General features: G+C 63.1%; 13 protein-coding genes and 1 pseudogene. 10 read left to right on the forward strand and 4 right to left on the reverse strand.

Going from position 1 to position 15,772, the window contains the following annotated elements; genetic code table 11:
* Positions 1-229 precede the first annotated feature (229 nt).
* The 3 genes and pseudogenes from IVB22_RS30355 (at position 230) to IVB22_RS30365 (ending at position 3,787) form a co-directional block, all read left to right on the forward strand.
* On the forward strand, positions 230-1,879 hold the full coding sequence (locus IVB22_RS30355) for a glycosyltransferase family 39 protein (protein ID WP_247520829.1): 1,650 nt from the start codon (positions 230-232) through the stop codon (positions 1,877-1,879).
* Between the two features lie 115 nt (positions 1,880-1,994).
* Positions 1,995-2,774, forward strand: a complete 780-nt coding sequence (locus tag IVB22_RS30360; protein ID WP_247520830.1) for a class II aldolase/adducin family protein — start codon at positions 1,995-1,997, stop codon at positions 2,772-2,774.
* Positions 2,775-2,804: 30 nt separating this feature from the next.
* Positions 2,805-3,787 (forward strand): annotated as a pseudogene (locus tag IVB22_RS30365) (NAD-dependent epimerase/dehydratase family protein).
* A gap of 142 nt (positions 3,788-3,929) precedes the next feature.
* On the opposite strand, the gene IVB22_RS30370 reads toward IVB22_RS30365, so the two are convergent.
* The 4 genes from IVB22_RS30370 to IVB22_RS30385 form a co-directional block, all read right to left on the reverse strand.
* Complete coding sequence (locus IVB22_RS30370) at positions 3,930-5,546, reverse strand: PAS domain-containing sensor histidine kinase (protein WP_247520831.1); 1,617 nt, start codon at positions 5,544-5,546, stop codon at positions 3,930-3,932.
* A 437-nt stretch (positions 5,547-5,983) separates the two neighbouring features.
* Positions 5,984-7,378 carry a M20/M25/M40 family metallo-hydrolase gene (locus IVB22_RS30375; RefSeq protein WP_247520832.1) on the reverse strand — a complete coding sequence of 465 codons (1,395 nt, stop codon included), beginning with the start codon at positions 7,376-7,378 and terminating at the stop codon, positions 5,984-5,986.
* 7 nt (positions 7,379-7,385) lie between these two features.
* Positions 7,386-8,708, reverse strand: coding sequence for a glycosyltransferase family 87 protein (locus tag IVB22_RS30380; protein WP_247520833.1), 1,323 nt, complete (start codon positions 8,706-8,708; stop codon positions 7,386-7,388).
* Between the two features lie 35 nt (positions 8,709-8,743).
* On the reverse strand, positions 8,744-10,372 hold the full coding sequence (locus tag IVB22_RS30385; RefSeq protein ID WP_247520834.1) for a helicase HerA-like domain-containing protein: 1,629 nt from the start codon (positions 10,370-10,372) through the stop codon (positions 8,744-8,746).
* Positions 10,373-10,707: 335 nt separating this feature from the next.
* Between IVB22_RS30385 and IVB22_RS30390 the strand changes: the two genes are divergently transcribed.
* The 7 genes from IVB22_RS30390 to IVB22_RS30420 all read left to right on the forward strand — a co-directional run bounded on the left by IVB22_RS30390 (position 10,708) and on the right by IVB22_RS30420 (position 15,756).
* Positions 10,708-11,073 (forward strand): DUF2267 domain-containing protein, encoded by a 366-nt coding sequence (locus IVB22_RS30390; protein WP_247520835.1) that lies wholly within the window; start codon positions 10,708-10,710, stop codon positions 11,071-11,073.
* Positions 11,074-11,127: 54 nt separating this feature from the next.
* Positions 11,128-11,535: a DUF4332 domain-containing protein gene (locus IVB22_RS30395; RefSeq protein ID WP_247520836.1), complete on the forward strand. Its 408-nt coding sequence runs from the start codon at positions 11,128-11,130 to the stop codon at positions 11,533-11,535.
* Between the two features lie 75 nt (positions 11,536-11,610).
* Positions 11,611-12,468: a dihydropteroate synthase gene (folP, locus tag IVB22_RS30400; RefSeq protein ID WP_247520837.1), complete on the forward strand. Its 858-nt coding sequence runs from the start codon at positions 11,611-11,613 to the stop codon at positions 12,466-12,468.
* Positions 12,465-12,836 (forward strand): dihydroneopterin aldolase, encoded by a 372-nt coding sequence (folB, locus tag IVB22_RS30405; RefSeq protein WP_247520838.1) that lies wholly within the window; start codon positions 12,465-12,467, stop codon positions 12,834-12,836. Before folP ends, folB begins: the two co-directional genes overlap by 4 nt.
* Position 12,837: 1 nt before the next feature.
* Positions 12,838-13,329 carry a 2-amino-4-hydroxy-6-hydroxymethyldihydropteridine diphosphokinase gene (gene folK, locus IVB22_RS30410; protein WP_247520839.1) on the forward strand — a complete coding sequence of 164 codons (492 nt, stop codon included), beginning with the start codon at positions 12,838-12,840 and terminating at the stop codon, positions 13,327-13,329.
* A gap of 94 nt (positions 13,330-13,423) precedes the next feature.
* The gene (locus tag IVB22_RS30415; RefSeq protein WP_247520840.1) at positions 13,424-15,292 is read left to right on the forward strand and encodes a methylmalonyl-CoA mutase subunit beta; all 1,869 of its coding nucleotides are present in this window, start codon (positions 13,424-13,426) and stop codon (positions 15,290-15,292) included.
* Positions 15,289-15,756 (forward strand): GFA family protein, encoded by a 468-nt coding sequence (locus tag IVB22_RS30420; RefSeq protein WP_247520841.1) that lies wholly within the window; start codon positions 15,289-15,291, stop codon positions 15,754-15,756. Before IVB22_RS30415 ends, IVB22_RS30420 begins: the two co-directional genes overlap by 4 nt.
* Positions 15,757-15,772: the final 16 nt, after the last annotated feature.

Raw genomic sequence — 15,772 nt, forward strand, 5'->3', positions numbered from 1 at the left:
TCGAAGGCAGGAATCCGGTCACGGACGATTCTTGCCATTCAGGTACCGTTCAGCCCGCCGGCCGTAGTTTTACCGCCTACCAATTACTGCCCTTTTGTTGCATTGCATCAGGGATTTAGGCCACAATTCCCAATTACTTGGAAATGGAACTGCGCTATATGGGTACCCGGGGAATGAGGCTCAAGAATATCCAAGCTGGGCCATAGGGGACGCTGGGTTACCAATCGCCATGTCAGCCATCACGACTTCTGCCCTCGATACGCCTACGCGGCGCTCGGTGGAGCGGACCTGCGACGACCTTGCCATCTTGGTGCTGGCGGTGGTCACCATTGTCGCGGGTCTGACCTTCCGTGACTACGGATTGGGCTGGGACGACTACACGCACGCCGAATATGCCGACCTGCTGTTGCGGATGTACGGTTCCGGCTTCAAGGACACCGGCGCGCTGTCGTTCGCCAATCTCTACATGTATGGCGGCGGCTTCGACATGGCGGCAGCCCTGCTGCACAAGGTCATTCCGCTCGAACTGTTTGAAACGCGCCGCCTGCTTGGCGCCGTCGTCGGCCTGATCGGCCTTGCCGTGACCTGGCGGCTGGCGCGGCGCGTCGGCGGCCCGCTTGCCGGGCTCGCGACGCTGCTGCTGCTGGCGCTGTGCCCGACATTCTACGGGCACATGTTCATGAACCCGAAAGACGCGCCGTTTGCCGTCTCGATGGTGATCCTGATCCTGGGGCTGGTGCGCCTCGCCGAGGAATATCCTGCCCCCTCGCCGCGAACCATCCTGATCATCGGCCTTGGCGCCGGCCTTTCCATCGGCTGCCGGATTCTCGGCGGGCTGGCTTTGGTCTACGCGATGGTAGGCTTCGTGCCGCTGCTGATCGATGACGTTCGCACGCAAGGCTCGCGCGAAGCGATGCGCCGCTTTGCCCATGTCGTGTACGTGCTGCTGCCCGGCCTCGTGCTCGGATACCTGATCATGGGCCTGGTGTGGCCGTGGGCGATCATGGAGGCGGACCATCCCTTCAAGGCGCTGACCTATTTCTCGCACTTCTTCGAAAAGCCCTGGAAGGAAATGTTCGACGGCGCGCTGGTCTCGGTGCCTGATATGCCGTGGTCCTACCTGCCGACGCTGTTCGCGCTGCAGCTTCCCGAAATATTGCTCGCGCTTCTGTTCGCCGGTGTCGTCGGCACCTTCATGTCGCTGTCGCGCACCGACGTCTCGGCGCGCCGCAAGACCATGTTCCTGATGCTGACGATGGCGGCCACCCTGCCGCTGGTGATCGCGATGGTGAAGCGGCCGGCGCTCTACAACGGCATCCGGCATTTCGTCTTCGTCATCCCGCCGATGGCGGTGCTCGCCGGCGTATCGTTCGCCTGGGGCATGAACTGGCTCAAGGTCAATCACCGCCGCTGGCAACCCGCCGCGCTGGCGGTGTTCTCGTTCGGCCTGCTGTTGCCGCTCAGCGAGATGATCCGCCTGCATCCGTACGAGTATACGCATTTCAATCACCTCGTCGGTACCGTTCGCGGCGCCGACAATCTGTTCATGCTGGATTATTGGGGGCTGGCACTAAAGCAGGCGTCCGATGGCCTGCGCGAAGAGCTGGTCGAGCGGCAGGAATCGCCGCCGCAGGGGCGGAAGTGGAAGGTCGCGGTATGCGGCCCGCAGCGCCCGGCTCAGGTGGCGCTCGGCCCCGACTTCACGATCGGCTGGGACAGCCAGTCCGCCGACTTCGCGATGACGCTCGGCGAGTTCTACTGCAAGGGCCTCACCGCGCCCGTCATGGTGGAAATCAAGCGTGACGATGTCGTGTTCGCGCGCGTCTACGATATCCGCGGCCGCGGCATCTCGACCCTGCTGGCAATTCCGGCGCCGTAACGGCGCATAGCCGCGATAGCATGACTGCCACGCAGGACGTCCGCCTTGCTGCCCGATCGGCACAGGGCTAGGCTCGCTTTTCGAAAATCAACAATTTTTCCGGAGAAAGCGCGCCATGTCGCCAGCCGAAGCTCGCTTGAAGCAAGTTCCTTCCGGCATGACTGACGCCGAGTGGAACCAGCGTGTCAATCTCGCCGCCTGCTATCGCCTCGTCGCGCTGTATGGCTGGGATGATCTGGTCGACACCCACATCTCGGCGCGCGTGCCGGGCCCCGACCATCACTTCCTGATCAACCCTTACGGCCTGATGTTCGAGGAAATCACCGCGTCGAGCCTGGTCAAGGTCGATCTCCACGGCAACCAGCTCAGCGAGAGCGAATACAGCATCAACCCGGCCGGCTTCACCATCCATTCGGCGATCCACGAGGCGCGCGAGGACGCCGGCTGCGTGCTTCATCTGCACACGCCCGACGGAACGGCAGTCGCAAGCTGCATGGAAGGCCTGCTGCCGATGAACCAGACGGCGCAGTTCGTCACCCACGACCTCGCCTATCACGACTACGAAGGCGTGGCGCTGGACCACGACGAACGCCCGCGGCTGCAGAAGGACTTGGGCAACAAGAACCATATGCTGTTGCGCAATCACGGCACGCTGACGGTCGGCCGTTCGGTCGCTTCCGCCTTCGAGCGCATGTACCATCTGGAGCGCGCCTGCACGATGCAGGTGCGCACCCGCATGCTGGGGCCTTCAGCCTATCCGGTCGAACAGGCCGTGATCGACAAGAACGAGCGACTGTTCAGCAATGCCGATTTCGCGGAACGGCGCTCGACCAATCTGGTGTGGCCGCCGCTATTGCGCAAACTCGATCGCATCGATCCGAGCTACAAGACTTGAGCCCGGGCTAGCGCGAAAGGTTTTGGCAGCGTGACGGTACTGGTGACCGGCAGTTCCGGCCATTTGGGCGAGGCGCTGGTGCGTACGCTGCGGGCGGAGCGGCGCGAGACGATTGGCATCGATGTTCTGCCCGGCGCGTTCACCCATTACGTAGGCTCGATCACCGACCGGGCTTTCGTGCGCCGTTGCATGAAAGGCGTCACGACCGTGCTGACGCCGCGACGCTGCACAAGCCGCATGTGGCAACGCACGGCCGTCAGGACTTCGTCGACGTCAACATTTCAGGCACGCTCAATCTGCTCGAAGAAGCCGCCGCAGCCGGCGTCGCGGCGTTTGTCTACACCAGCACCACAAGCGTGTTCGGCGAAGCGCTGGTGCCGCCGCCGGGCGAGCCGGCGGCATGGATAACCGAAGACGTCGCGGCGGTGCCGAAAAATATCTATGGCGCCACCAAGGCGGCCGCGGAGGACCTGTGCCAGCTGTTCGCGCGCAATCATTCGATTCGCGCCATCGTGCTGCGCACCTCGCGTTTCTTTCCCGAGGAGGACGACAGTCGCGCGGTACGCGAGGCCTACACCGACGCCAACGCCAAGACCAACGAGTTCCTCTATCGCCGCGTCGATATCGAAGACGTGGTCAGCGCGCATCTGCTGGCGGCCCTTCGCGCGCCATCGGTCGGTTTCGCGAAATACATCATCAGCGCCACCACGCCATTCGCGCGTCACGACGCGGCGGAACTGCGCAACAACGCGCCGCCCGTGGTCCGCCGTTACGTTCCGGACCATGAGGCCGAATTTGCACGGCGCGGCTGGACAATGATTCCAGGCATCGATCGCGTTTACGTCAATGACCGGGCGCGCGCCGAACTCGGCTGGCAGCCGCGCCACGATTTCCGCACGCTGATTGCGCGGCTCAAGGCCGGCGAGGACATCCGTAGTCCGCTCGCGCGCGAGATAGGCAGCAAGGGTTATCACGATCGCGTCTTTGGCGAGGGCCCCTACCCGGTGGAGTGAGGGCGCGGGAAATATCCGGTGGACGAACCGCGCGTATGCGCTAAACTCTTGGCCACATACCTCTGCACATCCGGAATCAAAACGCTGCCCAATCCCGGGCAGCGTTTTTATTTGGGGCCGGCGGTCTGGCGGGGCGTAACGCTCACGTCCTGTCCGGGATCTGTCTTGGAAGTATGATCCTTACGTCAGTCCCCTCCCCGGGTTCGCTGCTCAAGCGAAGCTGACCGCCCAGGCGATCCGTCACCACGCTGTAGACGATATGCAGGCCGAGGCCGGTGCCGCCCTGGTGGCGGCGGGTGGTAAAGAACGGATCGAACGCCTGCCGCCTGACGTCCGGGCTCATGCCGCAGCCGTCGTCGCTAAAGATGATTTCGACATCATTGTCGCCGCATGCGCTCACCTTGATGGCAATATTTCCCTGCCGGCCGTCCGGAAACGCATGCGCGATCGAGTTGAGGAAAAGGTTGGTCAGCACCTGCCCGTAGGAGCCGGGATAGCTGCTGATCGAAAGGCCCTGCTCGCACTCGACGTTGAGCGTCACGCCGTGCTTCGGCAGAGCCGGCCGTAAGCCCGTGGCGACCTGCTCGGTGAGATCGCCGAGGTCGAACGACCGAAGCTCCGAATTGTTGCGGTCGGACGCCACCTGCTTGAACGACTGGATCAATCCGGCCGCGCGGTTCAGGCTCTCCTGAAGCTGCGCAGAGCCGTCGCGCACTGCGTCCACAAACTCGTTGAGGCTCGACCGCTTGAGCGTTCCCTGCGCCGTTTCCGCAGCAAACAATCGGCTTTTGCGCTCCAGCGAGGACGCGACCGTCAGACTGGTGCCGAGCGGATTGTTGATTTCGTGCGCGACACCCGCCACCAGCCGGCCGAGCGCTGCAAGCTTTTCCGCCTCGATCAGCCAGTTCTGGGTCTCGCGCAGATTTTGCAACGCGGCTTCGGCCGCATCCCTGGCCCTCTGCACTTCCCGCTCGCTGCGCTTGCGCTCGCTGATGTCGATATGCGTGCCGATCCAGCCATAGACCACGCCCTGGGGATCGCGCAGCGGAACGACGCGCGTCAGGAACGGGCGATACTCACCGTCCTTGCTGAGCAGCGACAACTCCGACTCCAGGGCGGCGCCGGTTGCCAATGCCTCGGTCCAGCGATTGCCAAGCACCATATGCCAGGCATGCGGGTTGATCTCGCCAGCGGGCCGGCCCGTGTATTCGTACCAGTGACTGTTTAGCCAGTAGATCGCGCCGTCGGCGTGCGCCATCCACACCAGTTGCGGAATCGAATCCGCCAGCGTGCGGAACTGGCGTTCGCTGGCCCTCAGCGCGGCCTCGGCACGCTTGCGCTCGGTGATCTCCTCGGCGGCGACATTGACGCCGACGATCTCACCGTCGGCGCTGCGATGCGGATGCCAATAGGTGACCCAGAAACGCTCATCGGTCTGGTCGGCGCGTTGGCCGGCCACCTCGACGCCGATAACGGGATCGCCGGTCCGCATGATCGACTGCACGATGCCTTCGACCGCGTCCGCCAGCGCCGGTACGCAATCCCGCACATAGCGGCCAAGATGATCCTCGACTGATATGCCGCAGATATCGGTCAGGCGCTGGTTGATCTGGAGGTAGCGGCACTCCGGCGACAGGAACGCAAGGCCGATCGGCGCAGTGTCGTAGATCAGTTGCAGTGATGGCTGCCGCGCATCGAACACCTCGTCTGAAAATCGCGGCGGCACGCCGGTTGTGATCGAGGATTGATATGGTGTCATCGGCTGCTATCGGCTTCTATCGCCAATCCTCCCGCGCACGACGCAACTAAACCCGATACGTTTTTAGAGGTATTGATCGCTTCGGCATGCGTGCCGCCGGGATCCGGATCATGTCGCTGACAGTATCGTCTGCCGCCGGCAGATCGAGCTGGTCCGTATCGGACGACGAGACGGTCATCTGCGGGATTGAACGCCTCAATAGGGTGACGTGCAATAGTACCAATAACCCTGGACCGCCCTAGAACCACCACATTCTGCACCCGTGCGGGTCTACGGCGGTCGCCGCAATGACGGTGCCAAGCGCGGCAGGATGGGCAAAGCTAACGGGTCGCGCGAACGCCCAATGACAGGCTCCGCGTGCCCACCAACCTCGGCCTCCGCAAGAATGGTGAGCACGGCGCAATGCGCCCTTTGTCCACCCTACACTGTCTCGCGCCCTACTTTGCCTCCGCCAACGCTCCCAAAATCCGCGCCCAGGAGCGGATGCCTTTGTGGAAGCTCTTGAGGTCGTACTTCTCGTTCGGCGAATGGATGTTGTCGTCGTCGAGACCGAAGCCGATCAGCAGGCTGTCGAGGCCGAGCGTGCGCTTGAAATCGGCGACGATCGGGATCGAGGCGCCGGAGCCGACCAGCAGCGCCTCCTTGCCCCATTCCTCGGTCAGCGCGCGCTTGGCAACCGCCAGCGGCTTCATGTTCCAGTCGAGCGCGATGGCCGCCCCACTGGAGTGCTCGGTGAAGACGGCCTTGCAATCGCCCGGAAGCCGCGCGGTGACATAGTCGCGGAACGCCTTCTTGATCTTCTGCGGGTCCTGGCCTTCGACCAGACGGAAGGAGATCTTTGCGGAAGCTTCCGCCGGGATCACGGTTTTCGAGCCCTCGCCGGTATAGCCGCCGATGATGCCGTTGATGTCGCAGGTCGGACGCGAGGATACTTGCTCGATCAGCAGGCGATCCTTTTCGCCGGCGGGGATCGAGAGGCCGATTGGCTTTAGGAACGACTCAGGCGTGAGGTTCAGGTTCTTCCACTGCGCCAGGATGTCCGGCGGCAGATCCTTCACGCCGTCGTAGAAGCCGGGAATGGTGATGCGGCCGTTGTCGTCAAACAGGCCGCCGAGGATGTTGGTCAGCACGCGGATCGGGTTGCGCGCGCCACCGCCGAACACACCGGAATGCAGGTCGCGGTTGGCGGCCTTGATGGTGACCTCGTCATACATCAAGCCGCGCAGCGAGGTTGTGATGGCGGGCGTGTTCGGGTCCCACATGCCGGTGTCGCAGACCAGGGCGAAGTCGGCCTTCAACTCATCCTTGATCGCCTCCATAAACGGCACGAAATTCTTCGAACCAACTTCTTCTTCGCCTTCGATCAGGATCGTGACATCGACTGGCAGCGACCCCGTCACCTTCTTCCAGGCGCGGCAGGCCTCGACGAAGGTCATCAACTGCCCCTTGTCGTCCTCTGCCCCGCGCGCAACGATAATCTTGCGGCCATCGGCGTGATCGGTGACGACGGGCTCGAACGGCGGACGGTGCCACAGATTGAGCGGATCGACCGGCTGCACATCATAATGCCCGTAGAACAGCACGTGCGGCCGACCATCGGTGCTACCGTTCGCCTTGGCGACGATCGCGGGATGCCCCGCCGTCGGCCTCACCTCGGCCTTGAAGCCGAGCGTCGCGATATCTTTCGCAAGATGATCGGCGGCCGCCTTGCAATCGCCTGCGAAGGCCGGATCGGCCGAGATCGACTTGATCCGCAACAGCGCAAACAGCCGCTCGAGGCTGTTGTCGAAATCGGAGTCGATGTGGTCGAGGACCGGCTGGATCTTGGACATGGCTGAATTATCCCTGGCTGTGGGCCTTGTTATTGGCATCAAGTTGTAGCTTGCCTACCGCCTGAGGCAAGGCGGCATCCGCCGCAGGCGGATGGCGCATGTGCCAGGCCAGCCCTGCCACGAGCAGGATGGTGGCAGCGAGATTATTGCCATAGGCCTGCAGGTCGATCGGAAACAGCGGAAGCGACAGGAACAGCAGGCCGCCCGCCACGGCCAGCAAGATCCACGTGCCTGTCTTGATCGCAGGTCTTGGATCATAAGCGGCACGATGGGCCAGCACGGTGATCGGAAAGAACAGCCACAGGAAGTAATATTGGCGGGCTAACGGCGAAGCGACCGTCATCAGACAGAACAGGATGCCAAGCTCCTCGGCATCCGACCGCTCCGTCCGGCGCGACGCCGGCGGCATCACCGCGAGATAACCGAGCCCGATCCCGAGCGAAACTGCCAGCACTAGCCAGTTCGCGGTGTTGAAATCGACGTTGGCGATATTCATCGTCCGCACGGGCTTGGACGGTTCGCGCTGGTTGTAGTTGACGGGCCGCGTCAGCCGGTGCGTCATCGCGATGATCGATTGGTTGACCCACGACCAGTTCTGCGCTTCGCGCTGTCCGAACCCCTTGTCCGAGCTCGATCCCACCATGCCCTGGTACCAGATCTTCAGCTCCGCGGCATTGTGCTGGAAGCCGCGAAACGGCGCCGGCAGCACGAACAGAAACACACCGATGAACACCAGCATGCTCGCGGCCGCCGCCCATTGCCTTCGCCACACGAGATAAGGCAGCACCGCCACCGGAAACACCTTGATGGCGGTGGCCAGCGCAAACATGCTGCCCGCCATCCAGCCACGGTGATCGCGCAGCAGCCAGAATCCATAGAGCATCAGCGCCAGCAGCACGAGGTTCGGCTGGCCGAGGTCGAACATGTCGAACACGAAGGTGAAGGTGACTAAGCCCGGCAGCGCTTCCAGCCAGGGCCCGGGCTTGCGCCCCGATCCCGCCATCGCGTGCGAGAACTGCGCCGTCATCCACCACGCGACAATGTTGAGGAACGACAGGCAGAGATAAAGCGGGATCTTGCCGAACCAGCTCGGGATGGCGAGCAGCACCGCCGATAGCGGCGGATAGATGAATTCGAAATAGGTGGAGGGATTGTCAGGGTAGAGATTCCCGCCCTGCAACACCTGCTGCCCCGCCCAGAACCACAGCGGATAATCCTTGGTTTTGCCGTTGCCCCAGATTTCCGGGACGAGGACAGTGGCGGTCAAGGCGATGCAGCTGACCAGAAACAGGATATCGAGCGGTCTTCGTAGCGACGGATATCTCAGCACGCGCTCGTTCCGAAGGTCAGAGGGAGACCGTAGCTTTACCGCCGCAGCAATCCGCCGAGCGCGCCGCGCACCAGCGAACGCCCGATCGAACTGCCGAGCGATCCGCCGACCGATTTGCCCAGATCGGCGACAATGCCGCCGACCACCTTGTTGGTGACCGACCGCGTAACGTCTCGCGCAATCACCTGGCCGGTCGACATCCTGCCGCGCTTGACGTTGGTGCCGAAGATCGTGCCGACAATCGAACCGATCTGTCCGAGAAACCCGCCGCCGGCGCCAGCGCCGCCATCCACGCCATCCGCAGGCGCCGCCGTTCCGGCAACGCGCTTCTGCAGCATCTCATAGGCGGATTCGGCATCGACCGCGGTGTCGTATTTGCCCTTGACCGGGCTCTTGTTCATGATCGCCTTGCGCTCTTCCGGCGTGATCGGCCCGATCCGTGCCGACGGCGGCCGTATCATCACGCGCTCGACCATGGTCGGCGTGCCGCCGCCTTCGAGGAACGACACCAGCGCCTCGCCCTTGCCGAGTTCCATGATGACGCGGGCGGTATCAAGCTTGGGGTTGGGCCGAAAGGTCTGCGCGGCCGCCTTCACTGCCTTCTGGTCGCGCGGCGTGAAGGCGCGCAGCGCGTGCTGCACGCGACCGCCCAATTGGGCCAGCACCTTGTCCGGCACGTCGATCGGATTCTGTGTGACGAAGTAGACGCCGACGCCCTTGGAGCGGATCAGGCGGACCACCTGCTCGATCTTGTCCATCAGCGCCTTCGGCGCGTCGTTGAACAACAGATGCGCCTCGTCGAAGAAGAACACCAGTTTCGGCTTCAGCAAGTCGCCGGCTTCCGGCAATTCCTCAAACAGTTCCGACAGCAACCACAACAGGAAGGTGGCGTAGAGCCTGGGGCTCTCCATAAGCTTGTCGGCAACCAAAATGTTGACCATCCCGCGACCATCGCTGTCGGTCTTCATGAAATCCTTCAGTGCCAAGGCCGGCTCGCCGAAGAATTTCATTCCGCCCTGGTTTTCCAGCACCAGAAGCTGGCGTTGGATGGTTCCGACGGTTGCCTTGCTGACATTGCCGTAGCCCTGCGCGACCTTTCGGATCTCGGCAAACGGATCTTCCTCGGCATCCGGGCCCTTCTTGCGGCCATTGGGAACAATCGCATCCAACAGCGACCGCAGATCCTTCATGTCGAGCAGCGGCATGCCGTTTTCATCCGCCACACGGAATGCGACATTAAGGACGCCTTCCTGCACGTCGTTCAGGTCGAGCATCCGCGACAGCAGTAACGGCCCCATCTCCGTGACCGTGGCGCGAACCGGATGGCCCTGCTCGCCGAACACGTCCCAGAACACCGTTGAGAATTGGTCCGGCTGGAAATCGAGACCCATCTCTTTGGCGCGCTTCAGGATGAAGTCCTTGGCCTCGCCTACTTCGGAGATACCGGACAGGTCACCCTTGATATCGGCTGCGAACACGGGAACACCGGCACGTGCAAAGCCTTCCGCCATCACCTGCAGCGACACGGTCTTGCCGGTCCCGGTCGCTCCGGTGACAAGGCCATGGCGATTGGCAAGCGCGAGCGCCAGCCAGGCCGTCTGTTCGCCCTTTCCGATGAAAATCTTCTCGTCGGTATCAGCGGTCTTGTTATCGGAGGTCGCCATCACATCGCCTCATCGCGCATCGGGAAGCTCTAGGTGTCAAGTCACACCATCATATCGCATCCTGTCCGCCGATTGAAACCGTCAGCGACACGGTCGCAGCGCACCAAAGGACCGTGCCTCATACTTTTTTCCGACCTTTGGCAGAAAAATCGAGGGCGCAGCGCAATAACTCTGCATGAATCCGGCATTCACTCTTGCATTGCTGCAACACTCGCCGCGCGAATCGAGAACCACATCGCCTTGATGTGCGGGGATCGCTTGTATTTCAGATCGCAGGCGCTCAAGATCAATCGACAAGTAGACGACCCGGTAAAACCGGTTGGGGACGGGGCAATATGGACGAACTGATAGGACGGCTGGCCTCCAAGGCCGGCATCGATAGCGCTGTCGCTGAAAAAACCGTCGGAATCGTTCTGGGTTTTCTCCGTAACGAGGGGCCCTCCGACAAGGTTCAGGCCCTGATCGACCAAATTCCGGGTGCCGAAGCTGCGATTGCGGCGTCCAGCGGCAATGCCGGCTTCGCACGGCTGATGGGCGGGGGCTTGATGGCGGTCGGCACCAAGCTGATGGCGCTCGGTCTGAGCATGAGCGAGATTCAAAACGTGGCGCGTGAACTTTTCAGGTTCGGTCGCGACAAAATCGGAGCGGATCAAATGGGCGAAATCATTTCAGGGACGCCGGGCCTCAGCCAGTTCGCATAGCACCTATTTGGTGAGCACGTTCGGCCTCAGCACATTCTTTTTTCATCGAGTATCATGACTTATCCCCTTTCCGAGATCGAAGGCCTGACCGCCTACTCTGCCTCGAAACTGAAATCGTTGGGCATTCGCACCACCGAGGCGCTGCTGGAAGCTGCCCGCACGGTGAAGGGACGCAAGGCGCTCGCGGCGAAGACCGGCATCAGCGAGCAGCAACTGCTCGAATGGGCGAATTTTTCCGACTACATGCGTATCCCCGGGATGGGCAAGGCCAAGGTCGGCCTGGTGCGCGCGGCCGGCGTCACCACCGTGCGTGAGCTCGCGCTCCGCAATCCGGCGCGGCTCGCCCAGAATATGAAAGACGTGAATACCAAGCGCAAACTGGTCCGGGTTCTGCCCTCCGAAAGATCGGTCGAGCAACTGATCGAACAGGCGCGCAAGCTGCAGCCTAAGATCAGCTACTAAAAGCCGGTCAGACCAGCCCGCGGGGTTCGGCTCTCACGCCTTGACTCGGCGGCGCGGACCGCGCAAAGCCACCGCATGATCGCAGCCAAGCCCAGCCCCACCGCCGCCACCGGTCCGGCCGGTCACCCGGTGCTGCCTGCGCTGTTGTCCAGATCTTATCCGGCGGTGATGGGCGTACTGAATGTAACGCCCGATTCATTCTCGGACGGCGGGCAATTCGCCGCCCCCGAGCCCGCGCTGGCCCAGGCCCGGCGGATGGTCGCCGAGGGCGCCGACATCATCGACATCGGCGCGGAATCCACCCGGCCCTACGGGTCGGAACCGATCTCGGCGGAAGAAGAATTGAAACGGCTGCAGCCGGTGCTGCCCGAAATCGTCGCGCTCGGCATTCCGGTGTCGATCGACAGCATGAAATCGGCCGTCGTCGCCTGGGCGCTCCACCAGGGCGCCGCCGTCGCCAACGATGTCTGGGGCCTGCAGCGCGATTCCGGCATGGCAGGACTGGTCGCCGAGCGCGGCACACCCGTTATCATCATGCATAACCGCGAGAGTGCCGATCCTGCTCTAGACATCATGCAGGACATCTCCAATTTCTTTGCAGCCTCGCTCGACATCGCTGCCCGTGCCGGAATTTCGCCTGACAAGATCGTGCTCGATCCCGGCATCGGCTTCGGCAAGACGCCCGAGCAGAGCATGACCGCGCTGGCGCGGCTCGGCGAGTTGCAGTCGTTCGGACTTCCACTATTGGTCGGCGCCTCGCGCAAGCGCTTCATCAGCACGGTGACGCCGTCGGAGCCGCATCAGCGCCTCGGCGGCTCAATTGCCGCGCATCTGTCGGCGGCCCAGAACGGGGCGCGGATCATCCGGGCGCATGACGTCGCCGAAACCGTACAGGCGCTGCGCGTCACCGCCGCAATCAGGGAACAGGGATGAGCGATACGATCTTCATCACCGGCATCGTCATCCATGCCCGCCACGGCGTGATGGAGCACGAGACTGAAGTCGGGCAGCGTTTTGTCATCGACCTCGAACTTTCCGCTGATCTGTCGGAAGCTTCGCGCACCGATCACCTGTCGGACACCGTATCCTATGCCAGTGTGGTGGCCACCGCGACGGCGGCGTTCAAGAACACCAATTACAAGCTCCTGGAGCGCGCTGCCGGCGCCGTTGCAGACGCGATATTCGCGGCGTTTGCGCGCGTCGACGCGGTCAAGGTCACCGTGCATAAGCCGCATGCGCCGATTGCCGCGATCTTCGAGGATGTCGGCGTGGTGCTGACGCGCAAGCGGCAATCGCCCTGACATGGCGGACGTGCTGATCGCGCTCGGCGGCAATGTCGGCGACGTCCGCGCGACATTCAACAAGGCCATCTCCAATATCTGCGGCATGACGCAGGCCGCCCTGCTGGCGCGTTCCTCCGACTACACCACCCCGCCCTGGGGCGAGGAAGACCAGGCGCCTTTCACCAATGCCTGCATCGAGATCGAAACCAGTCTCGATCCGCATGCGCTGCTGTTCACGCTGCACAAGATCGAGAAGAAGTTCGGCCGTGACCGCGCGCATGAGACGCGCTGGGGTCCGCGTACACTCGATCTCGACCTGATCGCCTATGATGACGTCAGGCTCGACAAGCCGGAACTGACGCTGCCGCATCCGCGGGCTTTCGAGCGCGCTTTCGTGCTGGTGCCGTTGGCCGAGATCGCGCCCGACCGTATCATTGCGGGACGGCGTGTCAGCGACGCGCTGGCGCAGCTTTCGACCGAGGGTATCCAGCGGTTGCCCGACCTCGATTAACCCCGAAAGGCCCCAAAACAACCGTTTGGCTTGGCGCCCGCCCCGTGGCAATTTCCGGCCAAATCAAGAGACGACCAGAGAATAAATAGCCCGGATGACCAAGACTGACGAGCTGACATTGGCCGCGGAGTTTCCGCAGGCGACCTACGAGGACTGGCGCAAGCTGGTCGACGGGGTGCTGAAGGGCGCGCCGTTCGAGAAACTGGTCAGCAAGACGCCTGACGGGTTGAAAATCGATCCGATCTATCGCCGCGCCCAAGGTGCTGCGCCGGTCGCCGGCCGTGCCGCCGCCGCGCCCTGGCAGATCATGCAGCGGATCGATCATCCCGATGCAAAGGCGGCCAACGCGCAGGCGCTGCACGATCTGGAGAACGGCGCGACGGGGCTGACGCTTGTGTTCGCCGGCGCCAATGGCGCTCATGGGTTTGGATTGGATCCTTCGGCCGAGGCGGTCGCGCGGGTTCTCGACGGCATTTATATCGACGCCGGCATCGGCATCGAGCTCCAGATCGGTCTGCAGTCGCGAATGGCCGCGACTCACGTCGCCGAATACATCAAGCGCAGAGGTATCGATCCTGCGGCCTGCGACATCCGCTTCGGCCTCGACCCGCTTGGATCCCGTGCGGTATGGGGCTCCAGCCCCAATGACTGGGCCGAGATCGTGACCGCGGTCACGAGCGTCGTCAAAGACCTCGCAGCGATGGGCTTCAAGGGCCGGCTTGCGGCAGCCGACGGACGAGTGATCCATGATGCGGGCGGATCGGAAGTGCAGGAGCTGGCATACGTGCTGGCTGCCGGTGTCGCTTATCTGCGCGCGATCGAGCAGGCCGGGATTGCGCTCGAAGACGCGCAAGGCATGGTCTATGCGCGGCTTGCCGCCGACGCCGACCAGTTTTTAACGCTGGCGAAATTCCGGGCGCTGCGGCTGTTGTGGGCGCGGATCGAACAGGCTTGCGGCCTGACACCCAAACCGCTGTTCATCGCGGCCGATACGGCGTGGCGAATGCTGACGCAGCGCGATCCTTATGTGAACATGCTGCGCGCGACGATAGCGACCTTCTCGGCCGGTCTCGGTGGCGCCAACGCCATCACCGTATTGCCGCACACGCTGGCCTTGGGATTACCTGATCCGTTCGCCCGGCGTGCCGCTCGCAACACGCAACTGGTGCTGCTGGAAGAGTCCAACCTCGCCAAGGTGAGCGATCCCGCAGCCGGCTCCGGCGGCATCGAGACATTGACGAAGCAGCTCTGCGAAGCCGCGTGGTCGCTGTTCCAGGAGATCGAGAAAGCCGGCGGCATGTTCCCGGCGCTCGAACAAAACCTGATCCAGCGCAAGGTCGCCGCGACCCGGGCCACACGCGAGGCCAACATCGCCAAGCGGAAGGACGTGCTGACGGGCGCGAGCGAATTTCCGAACCTGCATGAGGCTGAGATCGCCGTACTCGATGCAAGGCCAGTCGTGCTGCCGCCCTATGGCGAGGCGAAATTCAAGTTCGACCCGTTGCCGCCGATGCGGCTCGCCGCACCGTTCGAGGCGCTGCGCGACAAATCGGACGACAAGCTCAAGGCATCCGGCGCCCGGCCAAAGATCTTCCTCGCCAATCTCGGCACGGCCGCCGACTTCACCGCGCGCGCCGCCTTCGCCAAGAGCTTTTTCGAGACCGGCGGCATCGAAGCGATCGACACGCAAGGCTTTGCCGACACGGCGGCGCTCGCCGCCGCGTTCAAGGCATCGGGCGCGGTTATTGTTTGCCTGTGCTCGTCCGACAAGGTCTATGTGGAACACGCGGCGGCCGCCGCAAAGGCCCTTCAAGCGGCCGACACCAAGCATATCTATCTGGCAGGACGGCCCGGCGAACAGGAGGCCGCGCTACGCAATGCCGGTGTCGGCGATTTCATCTTTGCTGGCGGCGACGCGCTGGCGATGCTGCAGGAAGCCTGGCGGCGAATGGAGCGAGCATGACGGAAAACAACCACAAGACGGTCCTGACCGGTGGCTGCCAGTGCGGCGCCGTCCGCTTTGCGCTGTCGGTACCGCCGCCCAAGGTCAGCATCTGCCATTGCCGGATGTGCCAGAAAGCATCGGGAGCGCCCTTCGCCTCGCTCGCCGATATCGAGCACGAGCATTTCACCTGGACCCGCGGCAAGCCGGCGACGTTTCAGTCCTCCTCCATCGCCGAGCGCGATTTCTGTGCAGCCTGCGGCACGCCCCTGACCTACCGGCTGATCGGCGGCCCCCGGATCGAGATCATGACCGGCGCGTTCGACCGCCCCGACCGGGTGGTGCCGACGCGGCAATATGGAACCGAATCCCGGCTCGGCTGGGTGGTCGGCATCGCCAATCTGCCGAGCCAGACCACGCAGCAGAATTACGGGCCGGAGAAGATGGCAACCATCACCAGCCACCAGCATCCGGACCATGATTAGGGGTGACGATCCCCGA

Origin of the sequence: Bradyrhizobium sp. 190 (genome assembly GCF_023073415.1) — a bacterium.
In the GTDB taxonomy this organism is placed as follows: Bacteria; Pseudomonadota; Alphaproteobacteria; order Rhizobiales; family Xanthobacteraceae; genus Bradyrhizobium.